General features: G+C 61.3%; 19 protein-coding genes. 9 read left to right on the top strand and 10 right to left on the bottom strand.

Annotated elements, in window-relative coordinates:
• Positions 1-95: 95 nt before the first annotated feature.
• The gene (locus tag J3D60_RS24380) at positions 96-974 is read left to right on the top strand and encodes a DMT family transporter (protein WP_065940902.1); all 879 of its coding nucleotides are present in this window, start codon (positions 96-98) and stop codon (positions 972-974) included.
• Here J3D60_RS24380 and J3D60_RS24375 read toward each other — a convergent pair.
• Positions 971-1,861 carry a triacylglycerol lipase gene (locus J3D60_RS24375; RefSeq protein ID WP_027607716.1) on the bottom strand — a complete coding sequence of 297 codons (891 nt, stop codon included), beginning with the start codon at positions 1,859-1,861 and terminating at the stop codon, positions 971-973. The genes J3D60_RS24380 and J3D60_RS24375 overlap by 4 nt on opposite strands.
• 176 nt (positions 1,862-2,037) lie before the next feature.
• Here J3D60_RS24375 and J3D60_RS24370 point away from each other — a divergent pair, with 176 nt between their 5' ends.
• Positions 2,038-2,568 carry a bacterioferritin gene (locus J3D60_RS24370; RefSeq protein ID WP_065940900.1) on the top strand — a complete coding sequence of 177 codons (531 nt, stop codon included), beginning with the start codon at positions 2,038-2,040 and terminating at the stop codon, positions 2,566-2,568.
• Between the two features lie 65 nt (positions 2,569-2,633).
• On the opposite strand, the gene J3D60_RS24365 is transcribed toward J3D60_RS24370, so the two are convergent.
• Positions 2,634-4,703, bottom strand: a complete 2,070-nt coding sequence (locus J3D60_RS24365; protein WP_253493081.1) for an AsmA family protein — start codon at positions 4,701-4,703, stop codon at positions 2,634-2,636.
• A 358-nt stretch (positions 4,704-5,061) separates the two neighbouring features.
• On the opposite strand from J3D60_RS24365, the gene J3D60_RS24360 reads away from it, so the two are divergent.
• Positions 5,062-5,433, top strand: coding sequence for a hypothetical protein (locus tag J3D60_RS24360; protein WP_065940898.1), 372 nt, complete (start codon positions 5,062-5,064; stop codon positions 5,431-5,433).
• A gap of 162 nt (positions 5,434-5,595) precedes the next feature.
• Positions 5,596-6,228 carry a TetR family transcriptional regulator gene (locus tag J3D60_RS24355; protein WP_065900186.1) on the top strand — a complete coding sequence of 211 codons (633 nt, stop codon included), beginning with the start codon at positions 5,596-5,598 and terminating at the stop codon, positions 6,226-6,228.
• Between the two features lie 4 nt (positions 6,229-6,232).
• Here J3D60_RS24355 and J3D60_RS24350 read toward each other — a convergent pair whose 3' ends face one another.
• Complete coding sequence (locus J3D60_RS24350) at positions 6,233-6,730, bottom strand: C40 family peptidase (protein ID WP_065940897.1); 498 nt, start codon at positions 6,728-6,730, stop codon at positions 6,233-6,235.
• Positions 6,731-7,006: 276 nt separating this feature from the next.
• Here J3D60_RS24350 and ureE point away from each other — a divergent pair, with 276 nt between their 5' ends.
• The 5 genes from ureE to J3D60_RS24325 all read left to right on the top strand — a co-directional run bounded on the left by ureE (position 7,007) and on the right by J3D60_RS24325 (position 10,649).
• The gene (gene ureE, locus J3D60_RS24345) at positions 7,007-7,507 is read left to right on the top strand and encodes an urease accessory protein UreE (protein ID WP_065940896.1); all 501 of its coding nucleotides are present in this window, start codon (positions 7,007-7,009) and stop codon (positions 7,505-7,507) included.
• Entirely contained in the window at positions 7,504-8,178 is a 675-nt protein-coding gene (locus J3D60_RS24340; RefSeq protein ID WP_253493080.1) for an urease accessory protein UreF, read from the top strand. Before ureE ends, J3D60_RS24340 begins: the two co-directional genes overlap by 4 nt.
• Positions 8,179-8,199: 21 nt before the next feature.
• Positions 8,200-8,814, top strand: a complete 615-nt coding sequence (gene ureG / locus J3D60_RS24335; protein ID WP_017849719.1) for an urease accessory protein UreG — start codon at positions 8,200-8,202, stop codon at positions 8,812-8,814.
• A 22-nt stretch (positions 8,815-8,836) separates the two neighbouring features.
• A complete protein-coding gene (locus J3D60_RS24330) occupies positions 8,837-9,409 on the top strand; it encodes a HupE/UreJ family protein (RefSeq protein WP_253493079.1) in 573 nt (190 codons plus the stop codon).
• Between the two features lie 118 nt (positions 9,410-9,527).
• Positions 9,528-10,649, top strand: a complete 1,122-nt coding sequence (locus J3D60_RS24325) for an AGE family epimerase/isomerase (protein WP_253493077.1) — start codon at positions 9,528-9,530, stop codon at positions 10,647-10,649.
• A 27-nt stretch (positions 10,650-10,676) separates the two neighbouring features.
• On the opposite strand, the gene J3D60_RS24320 is transcribed toward J3D60_RS24325, so the two are convergent.
• From J3D60_RS24320 to J3D60_RS24290, 7 genes are all read right to left on the bottom strand, one after another.
• Positions 10,677-11,582, bottom strand: a complete 906-nt coding sequence (locus tag J3D60_RS24320) for a cation diffusion facilitator family transporter (protein WP_092358954.1) — start codon at positions 11,580-11,582, stop codon at positions 10,677-10,679.
• Between the two features lie 149 nt (positions 11,583-11,731).
• Positions 11,732-12,496 (bottom strand): SDR family oxidoreductase, encoded by a 765-nt coding sequence (locus J3D60_RS24315; RefSeq protein WP_065940985.1) that lies wholly within the window; start codon positions 12,494-12,496, stop codon positions 11,732-11,734.
• Positions 12,497-13,218: 722 nt separating this feature from the next.
• A complete protein-coding gene (locus tag J3D60_RS24310) occupies positions 13,219-13,935 on the bottom strand; it encodes an ABC transporter ATP-binding protein (protein WP_027607704.1) in 717 nt (238 codons plus the stop codon).
• Positions 13,932-14,807, bottom strand: a complete 876-nt coding sequence (locus tag J3D60_RS24305; protein ID WP_027607703.1) for an ABC transporter ATP-binding protein — start codon at positions 14,805-14,807, stop codon at positions 13,932-13,934. The genes J3D60_RS24310 and J3D60_RS24305 overlap by 4 nt, the downstream gene beginning before the upstream one ends.
• A complete protein-coding gene (gene livM, locus J3D60_RS24300; RefSeq protein ID WP_027607702.1) occupies positions 14,804-16,081 on the bottom strand; it encodes a high-affinity branched-chain amino acid ABC transporter permease LivM in 1,278 nt (425 codons plus the stop codon). The genes J3D60_RS24305 and livM overlap by 4 nt, the downstream gene beginning before the upstream one ends.
• Before the next feature lie 2 nt (positions 16,082-16,083).
• A complete protein-coding gene (locus tag J3D60_RS24295; RefSeq protein ID WP_003236186.1) occupies positions 16,084-16,998 on the bottom strand; it encodes a branched-chain amino acid ABC transporter permease in 915 nt (304 codons plus the stop codon).
• A 183-nt stretch (positions 16,999-17,181) separates the two neighbouring features.
• Positions 17,182-18,318 (bottom strand): branched-chain amino acid ABC transporter substrate-binding protein, encoded by a 1,137-nt coding sequence (locus tag J3D60_RS24290; RefSeq protein WP_027607701.1) that lies wholly within the window; start codon positions 18,316-18,318, stop codon positions 17,182-17,184.
• Positions 18,319-18,324 lie beyond the last annotated feature (6 nt).

Below are 18,324 nucleotides of genomic sequence, written 5' to 3'. Positions count from 1 at the left end.
TGTCTGGATACAGAGGTCGTTTGTCTGGATCGCAGTATAGGCTTCGATCCAGACAAGGGATAATCCGGCCTTATCAACACACTTGGTTTCTTTCGATGCAATACGCGTATCCCCTGCTGGCCATTTTTATCTGGGCCGGCAATACCGTGGTCAATAAACTGGCCGTGGGTTCGATCTTCCCCGCTGAAATCGGCTTTTACCGCTGGTTACTGGCTGCATTGCTGTTTACACCGTTCATGCTCAAGCCGGTCATCGCCCACTGGCCGCTGATCCGCCCGAACCTGGGTAAGATCGGCATCCTTGGGGTGCTGGGCATGGCGGTGTACCAGAGCCTGGCGTACTACGCCGCTTCGCTGACCAGCGCCACCAATATGGGCATCATCCTGTCGTTGATGCCGTTGATGGCCTTGACGGCGGCCATCATCAGCCTGGGCCAGCGCCTGACCTTTGGCGCACTGACGGGTGCGGTGCTGTCATTCGCAGGGGTGGTGGTGGTGGTGTCGGCCGGCAGCCTCGGCGCGTTGCTGCAGCACGGCGTGAACCTGGGCGATGCGATGATGCTGGTCGCGACCCTGGCGTACGCGGTCTACAGCACCCTGTTGAAAAAATGGCAGCTGCGCCTGCCGCCGCTGGTGCTCCTGTATTTGCAGGTGCTGGTGGCGGTGGTGGTGCTGTTTCCGCTGTTTCTGTTCTCGGCAAAAGCCGGCCTGGGCTGGACGAATATTCCGCTGGTGCTCTATGCATGCTTGCTGGCTTCGATGCTGGCGCCACTGGCGTGGATGCACTCGGTGAAGACCCTGGGCCCAAGTCGCACCACGCTGTTTTTCAACCTGCTGCCGTTGATCACTGCATTGATTGCCGCCGTGGTGTTGAAGGAAGAGCTGGCGTTGTATCACCTGGTGGGCGGCTTGCTGACCTTGGGCGGGGTGATTTTGTCAGAGCGCTGGACCACGCCGGTGCGCCGCCAGGCTTAAACCCCGGCCGCCTTCAGGCGCTGGGCATGCTCGACGAACAGGCGGATCGGCTCGGCGCCCTTGCCGACCAGGCCCATGGATTGGTTGACGATGTCGAAGTGGTCCAGGGCGTAGTCATCGCCGATCACCCGCCCCAGGTGCGAGCTGCAGCGCCCGACCATGCCGTCGCACTGGCCCTTCTCGCGCACGAAGCTGCGGGCGAACAATCGGCAGCTGCGATTCGTCCCGTCCAGCAGGTTGCGCCCACGGTCGGTCTTGCCCGGTTGCAAGGTGCCGGACCATGAGTAGTAGCGCACGCCATTGTCCACCTCCGCCCCGTGCCCGCCCCAGGTGTGCGGCAACCCTTGGGGATACTTGCGGTTGAACAGCGCCACACCTGCGCTGGTCAGGGAATGGTGGGACGCCTGCAAGTCCGCCTTGAAGCGCGGGCCGCGATAGCCGGTTTCCAGCAGGCTCATCACCGTTGCAACCAGATGAAACAGCGCGCTCATCAGCCGGCCCTTCACGCTGTCGGCCGGATAATGGGCGTGGATATGGTCCGCCAGTTCCGAACCGTGGTTGGGCCCGGCCACCGACGTCACCGACGCCACCCACTCCGGGCGCTTGGCCGCTGCATAACGGGCGGTCAGCGCGCCCTGGCTATGGCCGATCAGGTTGACCTTGTCGGCGCCGGTCTCAAGGCGAATCCGCTCGATCTGCGCCAGCAACTGCTCGCCACGCACCTCGCTGGAGTCCAGCGGCGCCACCTGGATGGGAAACACCTGCGCCCCACCCGCCCGCAGTGCCGGGACAATGCCGTACCAGTAAGGGAAGAACCCCAGGCGCACGAACCCCAGCATGCCGGGCACCAGCACCAAGGGATAACGCGTGGCTAACGACTGCGACATGAAGCGAACGTCCTTGATCAAGAGAGGATGATGGCAGGCTAGCCCAATTCCGGCGACGCGCTGATGACACGCCTGGCAAATCCAATAAAACTTTTTGCCGCGCCCGTGACTCACAACTGGGAGCGATCACGCCGACAGAGCGTGGCGTAAAACCGGATTAGCCCCAGGAGATTGAGATGAGTGAAGCAAACTTGACTGACGTTGCGACCCTGCGCAGCCGCGCCCGCCAGAACGTCGAAAACGGTGCCGTGACCGAGGGCTATGACGCCGACCGCGAAGAGATCATCCGCCTGCTCAACGGCTCCCTGGCCACTGAACTGGTGTGTGTGCTGCGCTACAAGCGTCACTACTTCATGGCCAGCGGCGTTAAAGCCGCTGTCGCCGCGCAGGAATTCCTCGAACACGCCACCCAGGAAGCCGAGCACGCCGACAAACTCGCCGAACGCATCGTGCAACTGGGCGGCGAGCCGGAGTTCAACCCGGACCTGCTGTCGAAAAACTCCCATGCCCAATACGTGGCCGGTAACAGCTTGAAGGAAATGGTCTACGAAGACCTGGTGGCCGAGCGGATCGCGGTGGACAGCTACCGCGAAATCATCCAGTACATCGGTGATAAGGATCCGACCACGCGCCGTCTGTTTGAAGAGATCCTGGCTCAGGAAGAAGAGCATGCGGACGATATGGCCGACATCCTAGAAAGCCTGTAAATAGCGCAAAACCAATGTGGGAGGGGGCTTGCTCCCTCCCACATTTTTGAGTTGCGTTCTGTCCGTCAGCCTTTCACCGTCTTCGGCGCCTTGCCTTCCTTCATCTGCTGCAACAACGGTGCGCACTGGTTCGGCGCATCGGCGCTCGGTGCCACCAGCGCCAACAGACCCGCTGCCGGGCCGGCGATCACGCCCAGTGCCACCATGCCCGCGCCACGCAGGGCCAGGGGGATGGCTTTTACACCCGCATTGGGCTTGATGAACGGGCCGTTGACGTACAACGGCGAACGCAGGGAAAACAGGCGGAAGCCCTTGGATTCGGGGGTGATGGTCAGGTCGAGCTGTTCGGTGGCCATGTTGGCGGTGCCATCGATATAGATGATCGCGTTCTCGGTATCGAACACAAACAAGCGTGTGGTTGCCAGGCCGGTCTTGATCCCGAAGTCCGCCGCCGCGCAGTTGATCTTCACTTCCTTGTCGCCGAACAGGCGACCCACCACGTAGTTGCCCACGTTGAGCCCGGCAATTTCCATCAGGCCACGGCTGATGGCGCCGTCGTTGATCAGCATCTTCAAGTCACCGTTGGAAGTGCCCAGCAGCGCCGCGACGGAGTTACCGCGCCCGGAAAGATCGGCATCGCCGTTGAGTTCACCGAAGCTGGTTTTCATCGGTTCGAAGGTCGGGAACAACTGCTTGAGCTTGAAGTTGCGCGCAGTCAGTTTGGCGCGGCCTTCCATCGGCGTGGTGCGGCCGTTCAAGCGGATCTGCGCATCCAGCTTGCCGCCGGCGACGCCGAATCGTAGCGGTTCCAGGCTCAGTTCGCCGTCGTTGAGCACCAGGTGGGTGTACAGGTCGGTGAAGGGCAACTCGGCACTGTGCACGATGCGTTTGCCAGTGAATTCCACATCGGCATCCATGTCGCGCCAGCGCTCGGTGCGGAACTCTTCCACCGGCAGCACTTTGGTCGCCGGCTGTTTGCTCTCACCGCCACGCGCTTTTTGCTTGGCGTTGGAGTCGGCACCGATCAGCGGCGCGAGGTCGGTCATCAGCAACTGGTTGGACACCAACGCACCGCTGAGCTTGGGACGTGGCTGGCTGGCGACATAGGCGAGGTTGCCGTGGATATCGCTGTTGCCGATCTTGCCGTTGAAGTTTTCGTAACTGAATGACGCGCCGCTGGCCTCGTGCAACTTGGCGATCAAGTGGCCGTCAGTGGAGTAGGCCGGCGAATCCGGCAAGGTGACGCCGGTCAGCGGGTAGAGGTTACCCAGGCTGCTGCCGGACAGTTTCAGGCGCAGGTCCAGGGCGCCGAGGTTCAACGGGTCGGTCAAGGTGCCCGCCAATGCGATGCTGGTATCGGCAATCTTGACCTGGGCTTGCAGCGGAAACGGCTTTGCCGCGTCCTGCAAGGCCAGCAGGCCGCCGATCTTGCCGCTGCCGTCGAGCTTCTGGCCGTGGTACTGGCCCTTGACCTTGAGGGCGAACGCATAGTCCTGGGGCGCGGAACCTTTTTCCAGGGCCTTCCTGGCATCGGCGTCACCGACGATTTCACCGAACGGGATCGGCTTGCCCAGGGGGTCGATGATCACGTCCAACTGAGTCTTGAGGGTCTGGTCGTCGAGGGTCACGTGGCCCTTGTCGAACCCGATGGCGCCGATGTCCACCACCCAGTTGGAAGGCTCGGCGTCGGGGTCCTTGGGGTCGAACGTGAACGTCCAGTTGGCGCGGCCATCGGCCAGGCGCTGCAACTCGGCACTCGGTTCGGTGAGGTCGATACGCGGGATCACCACGCGCTGCACCAGCAACGCCAGCGGCGAAATGCGCAGCTCGACCTTTTTCAGCGTGACCATCTGCGGTTTTTTCGACCAGTCGGGGTTGCCCAGGGTCAGGTCCTCGGCAATCACATGGGGCCACGGCACCCAGGCGCGCCAGCCGCCTTCATCGGGCTCACGCGCCCACACCACCGCCAGGTTGCCGTTGATGGCAAACGGGCGATGCAGCTCTTCAGAAACTTTGGCATTGAGCGGGGGCTTGATGCGGTTCCAGTCGAAGAACACCAGGACCAGTACCACCACAGCGATTAACACAACGAAGCTGGCGCAGCTCCACATGACGATTTTACGAGTGCGCGTCATTGCACAGGACTCCTGAATACGACCGGCTGAACCAACACCTGTAGGACAGCTTATAAAACTACGACTGGCAAACCGCTCGTGGGTTTAACCCAATCTCCGATTTACCCTTGAAAACCTGCTTTCCTGACCATTTCGACAGATTCGATCATCCACGGCGCACCATTGTTACCCATGTTCGTGTCGAAAATACCCACCTCGGTGCAAAACCGCGTGCTTGAGAGGCCCGATCTAGAGCCTCCCTGACGAACAATCAATTCTGTTGATTATTACCATTGTGTTTATGAACTTTTATATCGACTTATCGAGAGTAGCATTAGCCCTGTACCCACTTTATCGCCCTCCCAAGGAGCAACCCATCATGAAACGCCAAGTACTCGCTACCGTCCTGTTATCCATCCTGGCTTCCAGCGCCTTTGCCCTGCCAGCCGCCGAACAGGTTACCCCACAAGCCAAGGCCGACGCCGTTCACTTCAACCAGACCCTGGCCCGCAGCGGTTCGCAAGAAGACGAGAACCGTGACTACGCCAAAGGTGCTGTCGCTGAAAACGGTTCGGAACACGCCAACAAGCGTGCCTACGCTGAAGGTGTTGCCGAAGGTGGTCGTGATCGCCTGGAACAGAAAGGTCTGGTTGAAGGTGGTGCGGAACAAGCCAACGAGCGTGCCTACGCCGAAGGTGTTGCCGAAGGTGGTGCTGATCGCCTGCAAGAACTGCATCAAGCTCAGAGCTGACCCCGTGGTGGCCCAGAAAAAAGCCCGATCTGCCGACCGGGCTTTTGACTTTTTGTAGAGCCTGTCACGCAACATCCTCACCTATCCCCCGCCAAGTTCGACGTCAATGAAGCTGTTTTGCTAGAGTGCGTCGCTGTACTTGCCGACAAAGCCCGCCCGCCCATGCTGCCCCGCGCCGAACAGAAGCAACAAACCCGCCTCGCCCTGATGGACGCTGCCCGCCATCTGATGGAGTGTGGCCGTGGGTTTGGCAGCCTGAGCCTGCGTGAAGTGGCCAAGACTGCAGGCATTGTCCCCACCGGGTTCTATCGCCACTTTGCCGATATGGACCAGCTTGGACTTGTATTGGTGAGTGAGGTGGGCCAGACCTTTCGCGCCACCATTCGCCTGGTGCGTCACAACGAATTCGTGATGGGCGGCATTATCGATGCCTCAGTGCGGATTTTTCTCGATGTGGTCTCGGCCAACCGCTCGCAATTCCTGTTCCTGGCCCGCGAGCAATACGGCGGTTGCCTGGCGGTGCGCCAAGCTATCGGTGCCCTGCGTGAAGACATCACCCGCGACCTGGCGGCCGACCTGACGCTGATGCCCAAGTTGCAGCACCTGGACGCAGAAGGGTTGCACGTGATGGCCGACCTGATCGTCAAAAGCGTGTTTGCCACCCTCCCCGACATCATCGACCCGCCCGCCCAGGCCTTGCCTGCCCACCTCACGCCCCAGGCGAAAATCACCCAGCAACTGCGCTTTATTTTTATCGGCCTCAAGCACTGGCAAGGCCTGGGCAGCACCGAATAGGCCGTCAACCCGCGGTGTGAAAACGCTTGGCGGTGGTGTAGTGCTTGTTCCAGTAGCTGTTGCTCAGTGAATCGATGCGGATGCTTTTGCCGGTGCGCGGTGAATGAATGAATTTACCCCCGCCGATATACAGGCCGACATGGCTGACCTGGCCGCGCCCATTGCCTTTGAAAAACACCGCATCCCCTGGCTTTAAAGCCGTGCGTTGGATCGTCGGGGCCGTTGAGCGGTGCATCGCCACCGTGGTGCGCGGTATCTGGATATTGGCTTGGGTCTTGAACAGGTAAACCAGGAAGCTGCTGCAATCGAACCCCTGCTCTGCTGAAGAACCACCCCACTTGTAGGGGGTGCCCAGCAGTTCGTGGGCGCGGTCGATCACATCATTGATAGAGGCCTCCTTAACCGAAACTGTAAAGGTCGAACGTGGTTGCAGATTGGCCGAGGCCGATGAAATGGCCAAAGACAGACTGACAATAGCCAAGCAAAAAAATGACTTGAACATGATAAACGTCGCAGTGGATTAAACACGGCGCATAGCCTAAAGACACGGCACGTAACGTTTTGAACGCCAATTCCTGATCGAGCGTAGGACAAATCCGAAAACGCTCGAGAGCAGTGCACGCATAAGTTAATCGCACCATTTTCGAACACTCGTAAACCCTTCCCACGCCCCGTTCAGTAGCACAGCCCTGTCTGCCGACAGGTAATTCCTACGCCTGACCGGATTGGCAAGCCCCTTGCTCTAGCACTTCCATCGCTCATAGCTGGAAGCTTCCTGATGCTGGTGATCCACCGCCGAATCGCCCCCCAAACCCTCTGGGCCGCTGAGCTGCTGCTGAATTTCGAAGCACGCAGCAAAAGCCGCCTGCGCTGTTTCAGTGCCGACGGCGAAGACGTCGGCCTGTTTCTGGAGCGCGGCCAGCCGCCGTTGCACGATGGCGAATTCCTACAAGCCGAAGACGGACGTGTCGTACGCGTGTGCGCCCGCCCTGAACACCTGTTGCACGTCACCTGCAGCAACGCCTTTGAACTGACCCGCGCCGCCTACCACCTCGGCAACCGCCATGTGGCCTTGCAAGTGGGGGATGGCTGGTTGCGCCTGCTCGACGACTACGTGCTCAAGGCCATGCTTGAGCAACTGGGCGCCCACACCGAAACCATCGAGGCGCCGTTCCAACCGGAACACGGCGCCTATGGCGGCGGCCACCACCACTCCCGGCATGGCGATGAGGATTTCAACTACCCGCCCAAGCTGCATCAGTTCGGCGTACGTCTATGAGCCCAGCCTGGGCGCTGTTGCGTCTGGCCAGTCCGCAGTTGCCGATTGGCGGCTACAGCTATTCCCAAGGTTTGGAAATGGCCGTGGAGAACGGCCACGTCAACGATGCCGCCAGCGCTCGCCGCTGGATCAGCGACCAATTGCTGCTCAACCTCGCGCGCTTCGAAGCCCCGCTGTTGCTCGCCCATTGCCGCGCCGCCGCAGAGCAGGACTGGCCAGTGTTGGCGCAGCTGTGCGAAGCGCATCAAGCCAGCCGCGAAACCCGGGAGCTGTATCAGGAAAGTCGGCAGATGGGTTATTCCCTGCAGCAGTTGCTCAATGGCCTGCCGGAACTGGACAGCGACGCCCGCAGCTTCCTGGAGCAGCGCCGCGAACCGCACTTGGCCCTGGGCTGGGCACTGGCCGCGCGCGCCTGGGCGATCAGCGCCGACGACGCCCTCGCCGCCTGGCTCTGGAGCTGGCTGGAAAACCAATTGGCCGTGCTGATGAAAACCCTGCCCCTGGGCCAGCAAGCCGCGCAACGCCTGACCAGCGAGCTGCTGCCCCTGCTGCAACAGGCCCAGCAGGACGCCGCCCGCATCGACCCCCAGCATTTCGGCAGCGCCGCCTTCGGCCTGTCCCTGGCGAGCATGGCCCACGAGCGCCAGTACAGCCGCCTGTTCCGTTCCTAAGGTTTTTTTGGAGAATCAGACATGAACACACAACCCCTGCGTGTCGGTATCGGTGGCCCGGTCGGCTCCGGCAAGACCGCCCTGACCCTGGCCCTGTGCCTCGCGCTGCGCGATCGCTACAACCTGGCGGTGGTCACCAACGACATCTACACCCGCGAAGACGCCGACTTCCTGGTGCGCAACCAGGCCCTGGCGCCGGAGCGCATCATCGGCGTGGAAACCGGCGGCTGCCCGCACACGGCGATTCGCGAGGACGCCTCGATCAATCTGGAAGCGGTGGACCAACTCAACCGCCGCTTTCCCGGCCTGGACCTGATCCTGGTGGAGTCCGGCGGCGATAACCTGTCGGCCACCTTCAGCCCGGAGCTGTCGGACCTGACCATCTATGTGATCGATGTGTCCGCCGGCGACAAGCTGCCGCGCAAGGGCGGGCCGGGTATCTGCAAATCCGACCTGCTGGTGATCAACAAGATCGACCTGGCGCCGCTGGTGGGCGCGTCGCTGGAGCTGATGAACAGCGACACCCAGCGCATGCGCAACGGCAAGCCCTTTGTGTTCAGCAACCAGAAAACCGGAGTCGGCCTGGATGAAATCGTCGCCTTTATCGAACGCCAAGGCCTGCTGACCGCCGCCTGATCAACCCATAAGGAACCTGCTCATGAGCCTCAATAAACTTCTCGCCGCAGCGGCCCTGCTGCTCACACCCGCCCTGGCTTTCGCTCACCCTGGACACGGCGATAACGGCCTGGTGGCCGGTATCAGCCACCCGCTGGGTGGCCTCGACCATCTGCTGGCCATGCTTGCGGTGGGTCTGTGGGCCGCTCAGCAAAAAGGCGCCGCGCGCTGGGCCCTGCCGTGCACCTTTGTCGGCACCATGCTGATCGGTGGCATGCTGGGTTTTGAAGGCCTGCAATTGCCCGCGCTGGAAAGCGGGATCGCCGCCTCGGTGCTGGCCCTGGGCCTGGCCGTGGCACTGGCGGTGCGTCCGCCGTTGTTCATGGCCATGGGTGCGACGGCGGTGTTTGCGTTATTCCATGGTGTGGCCCATGGCTTGGAGTTGCCGGAGATGTCGAGCCCTTGGGCGTATGCCGCCGGTTTTGTCGGCGCGACCGCTGCACTGCACGCAGCCGGGTATGCGCTGGTGCGCTGGCTGCCGGCCGCAGCCGCACCGTTGGTACGGATTGCCGGAGCGGCTTCGGCGGCGACTGGGGTGTGGCTGCTCGCCAGCTAAACGTCGCAAGCTGCAAGTAAAAGCCAAACCGCTCTTACTTGCAGCTTGCAGCTCACAACTTAAAGCTGCCCCTCTGCTACCATGCGCGCCTACACCCCTGCCGTGACGACGCCAGCCGATGCCCATCGCTCCAAGCTCCGCCCCCCAGCCTTCGTTGAATGCCGTGCTCACGCACTTCCACACCCTGATCGTGCCGCTCTGGCAGGGCCCTGGCTGGAATGCCGAATTGGCGTTGCCCTATGAGGCGCTGGACGCCGATCACCACCCACTGCCGCCGCAACGCTACCGCGCCATGGCCTGCGCGCGACAGTTGTACCTGTTCGCCAGCCTGATCGGCGAGCCAGGGGCGGCCTTCGCAGAAGAGCGCGCGGCGGTGCTGTTCCGCTCCCTGCAACGGCATTTCCACGATGCCGAACACGGCGGCTGGTTCTACAGCGTCGACCCCGCCGGCCAGCCGCTGGACAAGCGCAAAGACCTCTACACCCACGCCTTCATCATCTTTGCCTGCGCCCATTACTGGGCCAAGGTGCGTGAGCCGTTGGTGGAATCGGTGCTGAACGCCGCCCTCGAAGTCGTCGCCCGGCGCTTCGCCACCGAGGACGGCCTGTACGAGGCGGTGCTGGAACGCAACTGGTCGTCCCTCCAGTCCGGCCCGCTGCAAAACCCGTTGATGCACCTGGCCGAAGGTTTCCTCGCCACCCTCGCGGTGCGCGAGGATGCCCCTGTGCAAGCGGCCCTGCTGGCTTTGGCGACGGCCATGCAGCAGCGTTTCATCGACCGCCGGCACGGCGTGATGATGGAAAAACCGCTGGGCGCTGTGGATAACTGGTTTGAGCCGGGGCACCAGTTCGAGTGGTTCTTTTTGCTCGAATCGTCGCCCGTGCTGCGCGGCACCCCGCTGCATGCGTCACTGACGCGGGCGTTTGCCTACGCTGAGCAAAAGGGTGTGGACAGCGCGACCGGAGCGGTCAGCGGCATGTTGGCACTCGACGGCAGCGTGCGCGACGGCACCCAGCGTATCTGGGCCCAGGCCGAGTACCTGCGGGCACTGACCTTGCGCCCTGGCAGTGAGTCGGTGCTGCAGCGCCAACTGCTGGCGCTGCAACAGCATTTCCTGCATGAGAAAGGCTGGCATGAATGCCTGGATGCCAACGGCGCGGTGAGCCGACGGGATATGCCATCGACCACCCCTTATCATTTGGCAACCTGCTACCAGGGGCTGATCCAGCATCTCGGGTGACCTGCAGGACCTCGGTCTAACGACCCATCACGCAATCCACTTGCGATCCCCGGTAAAGCTGATCGTCAGCCAGCGCGCCGCATCCGGTGCGCCCAGCCCTGTGGATATCTCTTCACGCAGCCCATCCAGGGTCGCGACGTTATCCACCGGGTAATCCGCCGGCAGCACCACATGGATTTCGATAAACCGCGCCCGACCGTGCTTTTGCACGTAGGACACGTAGTCATCGAACCCATGCCTGGCCTGCGCCGCGTCCATCACCTCGCGCACTTTGTCATCCAGGTGATCCGGCGCGATCCCCAGCACCTCGCGCAACGCCGGGCGCAGGATCTTGAACGCCGGTGCCAGCATGCTCAGGGCCAACAGGATCAGGATCAATGGGTCGACATACACGGCCCACTCGCCATAGCCCTGGGACTTGAGCAACAGCGCGGCGAGAAAGCTGACCAGCAGGCCCACCGAGAGCATCGCGTCCACCAGCCAACTGATGTTGTCGAACTGGATCAGCGAGGATTTCAGCCTGCGGTTGCGATAGCGCACATAGAAGAAGTAGGCGAACTCGACCACGGTAAACACCGCCGCGTAGATGATCACCAGGCCCAACTCGATCTCGCGCCCGCCATTGATAATGCCGAACACACCGTTCAGGAACGCATAGATGGCGATCAGCAGCAGGAAGCTGCCTTCGATCAGCAGCACCATGGGCTCCAGGTGCCAATAGCCGAACTGGAAACGCTCGTTGCTTTTCTTGGCGATCAGCTTGGCCGTGATCAGCATCAACACCTTGATGGCGGTGGCGATCAGCGAGAAAAAGCCGTCGAACAGAATGGATTGGGCGCCAGATATCACACCCGTGACAATCCCGGCGATCGCTACCGCGAACATCAGGATCGTCGATTGTTTGAGCAGTGACTGCTCACCTCGGTTACTCACATTTCCTCCCGTCAAAACCTTTAAACCGCAGGGTGCGGTGGGGTTTCAGGGGTGGAGTGTACCTTATGGCCTGTTTTGGCCGATTTGACGCCATCGGGGCGGTGCTACGATTCGCCAAGCCCCCGATGGCAGCAACGCGGTCTAGAGCCTTACTTGGCCCCCCGCTCAATCGCAAACCCAGCCCAGGTCTGGCTCACCGGCATCAGTTCCAGGCGGTTGATGTTGACGTGCGCCGGCGTGTTCAGCACCCAGAAGATGGTGTCGGCAATGTCCTGCGGCTGGATCGGCTCGGCACCGGCGTAGGTGGCGTCGTAGCGCGCCTGGTCACCGCCGAAGCGCACCAGGGAGAACTCGCTTTCGCACAGGCCCGGCTCGATGTTGGTCACACGCACGCCGGTGCCCTGCAGGTCACAGCGCAGGTTCAGGGAGAACTGCTTCACGAACGCCTTGGAACCGCCATACACATGGCTGCCCGGGTACGGGTAGCTGCCGGCGATGGAGCCCAGGTTGATGATCCCGGCGCCACGGCCATGGGCGATCAGGCGCGGCAGCAGCAGGCTGGTGGTGGTCAGCAGGCCTTTGATGTTGGTATCGACCATGGTTTCCCAGTCGTCGAGGTCGCACTTGGGCGCCGGGTCGGTGCCCACGGCCAGGCCCGCGTTGTTGATCAGCCCGCGCAGGGTGGCGAACGATGGCGGCAGGTTAGCGATCGCCTCTTCCATGCCTTTGCGATCCCGCACGTCCACCACCAGGCCGTGCACTTCGGTCTGCTTGGAAAGCTCTTCGACCAGCGCATTCAAACGCTCGGCACGACGACCGGTAAGCACCAGTTTCCAGCCGGCCTCGGCAAACCGACGGGCGCAGGCTTCGCCAAAACCTGAGGTGGCGCCAGTAATAAACAGCGTGTTGGACATGGTGTTCTCCTTGCGGGCATCGGGAAAAAAATCAGCCAGCAGAATGCCCTTACGCCGCGGTTGCGGCAACCGCCATGCACAGAACTTCATGCACGACTGGTCATTTTTTAATCATTCAGAGCAAACCCTTATGAACCGTGGCTTGCAGCCATATGCGCGCAGGTTATCCACAGCTGCGCCCACAGTCTCTGGGGGCAAGTGCAAAACCCTTCAGGCCGCTGTGTACAAGGCTTCCAGGCGATTTTAGAAAGTTTTTTGCTTGACCTGGACGAAGGCGTATGTAGGCCCAGGGGCAGCGGGACAAATCGAGCGATGGCTCCAGGCCAGTCATTCCGGCCTCTGCGGCCGTCTTTCCAGAGTTTAGTCACAGACTTATCCACAGGCCGGCGGGACATATTTCAGTCATATACCTGTGTCTTTAAACAGGTTGACAAACCCCTCGATCGGCCGCGAAAAAGCCACTGATCAAAAAACAACCACATAGCTGAAAGCCACGGTTTTAAAGGCGTTCAGCCAGCTACTCCCACGTTACCCACAGCCGGTTCCACAGTGGATGGGGACAAGTCAAAAGTGTGACAAAACAGGGATTTGCGGCGGCTATATGTCGCGCTTTGGAGGGGGGCTGGATTTGTTTTCCACAATTTGGGATCGGCCTTGTGGATCACATAAAACAAATGAGGGAGGGGGCTCCCCCTCCCACAGGGACTGCATCGTTGTTTGGATCAGTGACCGCCAAGGTAGGCGTTGCGCACTTCCTCGTTCACCAGCAATTCCTTGCCGGTGCCGGTAAGGCGAATCTCACCGTTGACCATCACATACGCCCGATCCGACAAACGCAGTGCATGGTTGGCGTTCTGCTCCACCAGGAAGATGGTCATCCCGGTGGAGGCCAGTTCGCGCAGGGTGGAAAAGATCTGCTTCACCACAATCGGCGCCAGGCCCAGGCTCGGTTCGTCCAGCAGCAACAGCTTGGGCCGGCTCATCAGCGCGCGGGCGATGGCGAGCATTTGCTGCTCGCCACCGGACATGGTCATGGCGCGCTGGTTACGTCGCTCCTTGAGCCGTGGGAACAGCTCGAACATGCGTTGCATATCGTCCTGGGCGAACTTGTCGCCAATGGGGATGGTGCCCATCAGCAGGTTTTCCTCGACGGTCATGTCGGGGAACACCCGCCGCCCTTCCGGCGACTGCGCAATGCCGTTGGAGGCGATGTAGTGGGACGACTTGTGGGTAATATCGACGCCATTGTAGAGGATCTGCCCCGACTCGGCCCGTGGCTGGCCGAAGATCGACATCAGCAGCGTGGATTTACCCGCGCCGTTGGAGCCGATCAGGCTCACGGTTTCGCCTTCGTTGATGTGCAGCGAGACTTTTTTCAGGGCCTGGATCGGGCCGTAGAACACGTCCAGGTCCTTCATTTCGAGGATAGGTGCACTCATACCAGCTCCTCTTCGTCAGCGCCCAGGTAAGCGGCAATCACTTTCGGGTCGTTGCGGATCGCTTCCGGCCCGCCTTCGGCAATCACGTTGCCGTGGTCCAGCACCACAATGTGGTCGGAAATACTCATCACCATGCCCATGTCGTGTTCGATCAGCACCACCGTCAGGTCGTGTTCGTCGCGCAACAGGCGAATCATCGCGCTGAGGGCTTCGGTTTCCTGGGGGTTGAGGCCCGCTGCCGGTTCGTCCAGGCAGATTATCTGCGGCCGGGTGCACATGGCGCGGGCGATTTCCAGGCGGCGCTGCTGGCCGTAGGAAAGCTCACCGGCCAGGCGGTTGGCGCAGTCCACCAGGTCCACCACTTCGAGCCAGTAGAACGCGTGGTCGAGGGCATCGCTTTCGGCCTTGCGGTAGCCCTTGGTGTTGAGGATGCCCGCCAGCATGTTGCGGTTGACCCACATGTGCTGGGCCACCAGCAGGTTTTCCAGCACCGACATTTCCTTGAACAGGCGAATGTTCTGGAAGGTCCGGGCCAGGCCGGCGCGGTTGACCAGGTGGGTGCCGCCGAACATCTTGTAGTACACCCGGCTCAAGAAGCTTTTCGGCGATACGAAGTCGACGGCCTTGAAGCGCTCGCCGAGCAGCTGGATCACATTGGTCTGCTTGCCACGGATGTTCAGTTCGATCTTGCCGCCGCTGGCTTTGTAGAAGCCGGTGAGGCAGTTGAACACGGTGGTCTTGCCGGCACCGTTGGGGCCGATCAGGGCGAAGATCGAGTTGCGTTCGACCTTGAGGCTCACATCGCTCAAGGCCTTGATGCCACCGAAGTGCATCATCAGGTGTTCCACGGAGAGGACGACTTCCTTGCTCATGGCGCTACCCCCTTGCGTGGTGTCACACCGGTGCGGCTGATCCGGATCAGGCCGCGCGGTCGCCAGATCATCATCACCACCATCAGCACGCCAAACAGCAGCACGCGGTATTCGCTGAAGCTGCGCAGCAGTTCAGGCGCGACGGTCAACACGAACGCGGCAATCACCACGCCGACCGTCGAGCCCATACCGCCCAGTACCACGATGGCCAGGATCAGCGCCGACTCGAAGAAGGTGAACGACGACGGGTTGACGAAGCCTTGGTAGCTGGCAAAGAACACCCCGGCCAAACCGGCAGTGGACGCGCCGATGGTGAAGGCCGAGAGCTTGACCAGCACGTGGTTCAGGCCCATGGAGCGGCAGGCGATCTCATCTTCACGCAAGGCTTCCCAGGCGCGGCCGACCGGCATGCGGGTCAGGCGGTGCTTGATGTACAGCACGGCCAGCACCACCAGGAACAGCACGATGTAGATGAACATGAACTTGATGTTGGGGTTGTAATCGATGCCGAAGAACTCGTGGAACGGAACCCCGCCCTCCTTGGCCTTGCGCCCGAACTCCAGGCCCAGGAAGGTCGGCGAAGGCACCGGCATACCGTTGGGGCCGCCGGTGAACGACAGCCAGTTGTTGAGCACCAGGCGAATGATTTCACCGAAGCCCAGGGTCACGATGGCCAGGTAGTCACCGTGCATTCGCAGCACCGGGAAGCCGAGTATGCACCCCGCCAGCGCCGCTGCGATGGCTGCCAGCGGCAGCACGCTCCAGAAGCCCAGGCCGAGGTATTGATAACCCAGCGCCAGGCCGTAGGCGCCGATGGCGTAGAACGCCACGTAACCCAGGTCGAGCAGCCCGGCCAGGCCGACCACGATGTTCAGGCCCAGGCCCAGCAACACGTAGATCAACCCGAGGATCACCACGGTCAGCAGGTACTTGTTGGCGAAGATCGGGAACACGATGGCGATCACGATCAGCGCCGGGATGATCCAGCGTAGCCGCGACTTGTAGTCCGGTGGCAGTACATGCACGCCGGAGCCGCTGCTTTCGAAGCCCTGCAGAATCTTCAGGCCCTTGGGGGTTTGCAGGAACAGGCTGAGGGCAAAGCGCCCGGCCATCACGATGGCGACCAGGGTAGCCACACGGGCCGGTTCCAGGTTGAAGCTGTAGCCGTCGAGGACCACGCCGACGATCGGACCGAACACGATCAACGAAATCAGCCCGGCAAGGACCGTGTCGACCACACTTTTCTTGATATCGATGGGTTTGGCAGCAGACATGTTTACACCTTAGCCACGAGTGGGCGACCAAGCAGGCCCTGGGGACGGAAAATCAGAATCACCACCAGCAGGGAGAAACTGAACACGTCTTTGTAGTCGGAGTTGATCAACCCCGAGAACAACGACTCGGAAATACCCAGGATAATCCCGCCCAGCATCGCCCCAGGCAGGGAACCGATGCCACCGAGTACCGCTGCGGTAAACGCCTTGATGCCGATGATGAAGCCGGCGTAGAAGTCGAACGTGCCGTAGTTGAGGGTGATCAGCACGCCGGCCAGGGCCGCCATGGCGGCACCGATGACAAACACGTAGGAGATCACGCGGTCGGTGTTGATCCCCAGGATCGAGGCCATCTTGCGGTCTTGCTGGGTGGCGCGGCACATGCGGCCGAGCTTGGTGTACTTGATGATGTAGGTGAGCAACGCCATGCCGGCAAACGCCGCCACGAGGATGAAGACCTTGGTGTACGTGAGTTGCACGAACCCACTGCCGATATCGACGCGCCAGGCACCGGCCAGCAGGGTTGGAATGCCTTGTTGTTTCGCGCCCTGGGCGATCTGCGCGTAGTTCTGCAGGATCAGGGAGATGCCGATGGCGCTGATCAGCGGAGCCAGGCGGGTGGAGTTGCGCAGCGGTTTGTAGGCGACCCGTTCGATGACCCAACCGTACACGCCAGTGACGACCACGGTGAAGATCAGGGTGCCGAGAATGAGCAGCGGGAAGGATTCGATGCCGAAGTAAGCCAGCAGTGCCAGACTGATCGCCGCGAGGTAAGCGGAAATCATATAAACCTCGCCGTGGGCGAAGTTGATCATGCCAATGATGCCATAGACCATTGTGTAGCCGATGGCGATCAGGCCATAGACCGACCCGAGGGTCAGGCCGTTGACCAGTTGCTGCAGGAAAATACCATCCATAACGCAATCTCACGCGGTGAGCACCTGCACACCAGTCGGTGTGCGGCGCTTCTGGAGGAAAAGACAGATCTCAATAACAACGCTGTCCCAATGTGGGAGGGGGCTTGCTCCCGATAGCGGTGTGTCAGTCAACAATTGCTCATCTGACCCACCGCATCGGGGGCAAGCCCCCTCCCACATGGATTACTTCTGCTTTTCCAGCTGGTGGTATTTGCCGTCTTTATCCCACTGGTAAACCACGTAGTCGGAGACTTTCAGGTCGCCCTTCGCGTCCCAGGTCTTCTCGCCCATCACGGTTTTGACCGGGTGCGCTTTCAGCCATTTGGCCGCGTCTTCGCCCTTGTTGGACTTGGCGCCATTGAAGCCGGCGGCCAGGGCCTGCAACGAAGCGTAGGCGTACAGGGTGTAGCCCTCAGGCTCGTAGCCGGCCTTGCGGAACTCCTCCACCACGGCCTTGCTGTCTGGCAGCAGGCGCGGGTCGGCGCCAAAGGTCATGTACACGCCATCGACGTATTGCGCGCCGCCAGCGGTGGCCACCAGTTCATCGGTCACTACGCCGTCATCGGACATGAACTTGACGTCCTTCAGGCCCGCTTCACGAATCTGGCGAACCAATGGACCGGCTTCCGGGTGCAGGCCACCGAAGTACACGACGTCAGCGCCCAGGGAGCGGATCTTGGTGACCAGCGCACTGAAGTCCTTCTCGCCACGGGTCAGGCCTTCTTCCAGCACCGGCTTGACGCCGCGCTTGGTCAACTGGGCAGCGGTGGCGTCGGCCAGGCCTTTACCGTAGGTGTCCTTGTCGTTGATGACGGCGACTTTCTTGCCCTTGAGCACGTCGACGATGTAGTCGCCGGCGACGATGCCTTGCTGGTCGTCACGCCCGCACATACGGAACATGGCGCCCAGGCCGCGCTCGGTCACTTGTGGGTTGGTAGAACCTGGGGTGATCGCGATGATGCCCGCTTCGTCGTAGACCTCGGAGGCCGGGATGGTATTCGACGAGCAGAAGTGCCCGACCACGCCAATCACTTTGTCCTGGTCAGCCAGGCGGTTGGCCACGGCAACGGCCTGCTTGGGTTCGCATGCATCGTCACCGGCCACCAGCACAACTTTCTCGCCATTGATGCCACCGGCCTTGTTGATCACCTCGGCTGCCGCCTGGGCACCCTTCATGTACTGCTCACCGAACGAGGCGTTGGCGCCGGTCATCGGCCCCGCAACGCCAATCTTCACATCAGCTTGAACAAACGTAGAAACACCCAGCGCCGCTGCAACGGCGAGGGCCAGAAAACCTTTCTTGTAAAACGTCTGGGACATGAGTGG

The organism is Pseudomonas sp. S3E17 (assembly GCF_024168685.1).
GTDB classification, from domain to species: Bacteria; Pseudomonadota; Gammaproteobacteria; order Pseudomonadales; family Pseudomonadaceae; genus Aquipseudomonas; species Aquipseudomonas marginalis.
This window is presented reverse-complemented; position numbering and strand designations above follow the sequence as displayed.

Bases quoted from the DNA above. Each gene is read 5' to 3' on its own strand.
- J3D60_RS24340 (WP_253493080.1), top strand. From the start codon at position 7,504: ATGAGCCCAGCCTGGGCGCTGTTGCGTCTGGCCAGTCCGCAGTTGCCG.
- J3D60_RS24355 (WP_065900186.1), top strand. From the start codon at position 5,596: ATGCTGCCCCGCGCCGAACAGAAGCAACAAACCCGCCTCGCCCTGATG.
- J3D60_RS24295 (WP_003236186.1), bottom strand. From the start codon at position 16,998: ATGGATGGTATTTTCCTGCAGCAACTGGTCAACGGCCTGACCCTCGGG.
- J3D60_RS24360 (WP_065940898.1), top strand. From the start codon at position 5,062: ATGAAACGCCAAGTACTCGCTACCGTCCTGTTATCCATCCTGGCTTCC.
- livM (WP_027607702.1), bottom strand. From the start codon at position 16,081: ATGTCTGCTGCCAAACCCATCGATATCAAGAAAAGTGTGGTCGACACG.
- ureG (WP_017849719.1), top strand. From the start codon at position 8,200: ATGAACACACAACCCCTGCGTGTCGGTATCGGTGGCCCGGTCGGCTCC.
- J3D60_RS24315 (WP_065940985.1), bottom strand. From the start codon at position 12,496: ATGTCCAACACGCTGTTTATTACTGGCGCCACCTCAGGTTTTGGCGAA.
- J3D60_RS24290 (WP_027607701.1), bottom strand. From the start codon at position 18,318: ATGTCCCAGACGTTTTACAAGAAAGGTTTTCTGGCCCTCGCCGTTGCA.
- J3D60_RS24370 (WP_065940900.1), top strand. From the start codon at position 2,038: ATGAGTGAAGCAAACTTGACTGACGTTGCGACCCTGCGCAGCCGCGCC.
- J3D60_RS24330 (WP_253493079.1), top strand. From the start codon at position 8,837: ATGAGCCTCAATAAACTTCTCGCCGCAGCGGCCCTGCTGCTCACACCC.
- J3D60_RS24310 (WP_027607704.1), bottom strand. From the start codon at position 13,935: ATGAGTGCACCTATCCTCGAAATGAAGGACCTGGACGTGTTCTACGGC.
- ureE (WP_065940896.1), top strand. From the start codon at position 7,007: ATGCTGGTGATCCACCGCCGAATCGCCCCCCAAACCCTCTGGGCCGCT.
- J3D60_RS24350 (WP_065940897.1), bottom strand. From the start codon at position 6,730: ATGTTCAAGTCATTTTTTTGCTTGGCTATTGTCAGTCTGTCTTTGGCC.
- J3D60_RS24325 (WP_253493077.1), top strand. From the start codon at position 9,528: ATGCCCATCGCTCCAAGCTCCGCCCCCCAGCCTTCGTTGAATGCCGTG.
- J3D60_RS24365 (WP_253493081.1), bottom strand. From the start codon at position 4,703: ATGACGCGCACTCGTAAAATCGTCATGTGGAGCTGCGCCAGCTTCGTT.
- J3D60_RS24305 (WP_027607703.1), bottom strand. From the start codon at position 14,807: ATGAGCAAGGAAGTCGTCCTCTCCGTGGAACACCTGATGATGCACTTC.
- J3D60_RS24380 (WP_065940902.1), top strand. From the start codon at position 96: ATGCAATACGCGTATCCCCTGCTGGCCATTTTTATCTGGGCCGGCAAT.
- J3D60_RS24375 (WP_027607716.1), bottom strand. From the start codon at position 1,861: ATGTCGCAGTCGTTAGCCACGCGTTATCCCTTGGTGCTGGTGCCCGGC.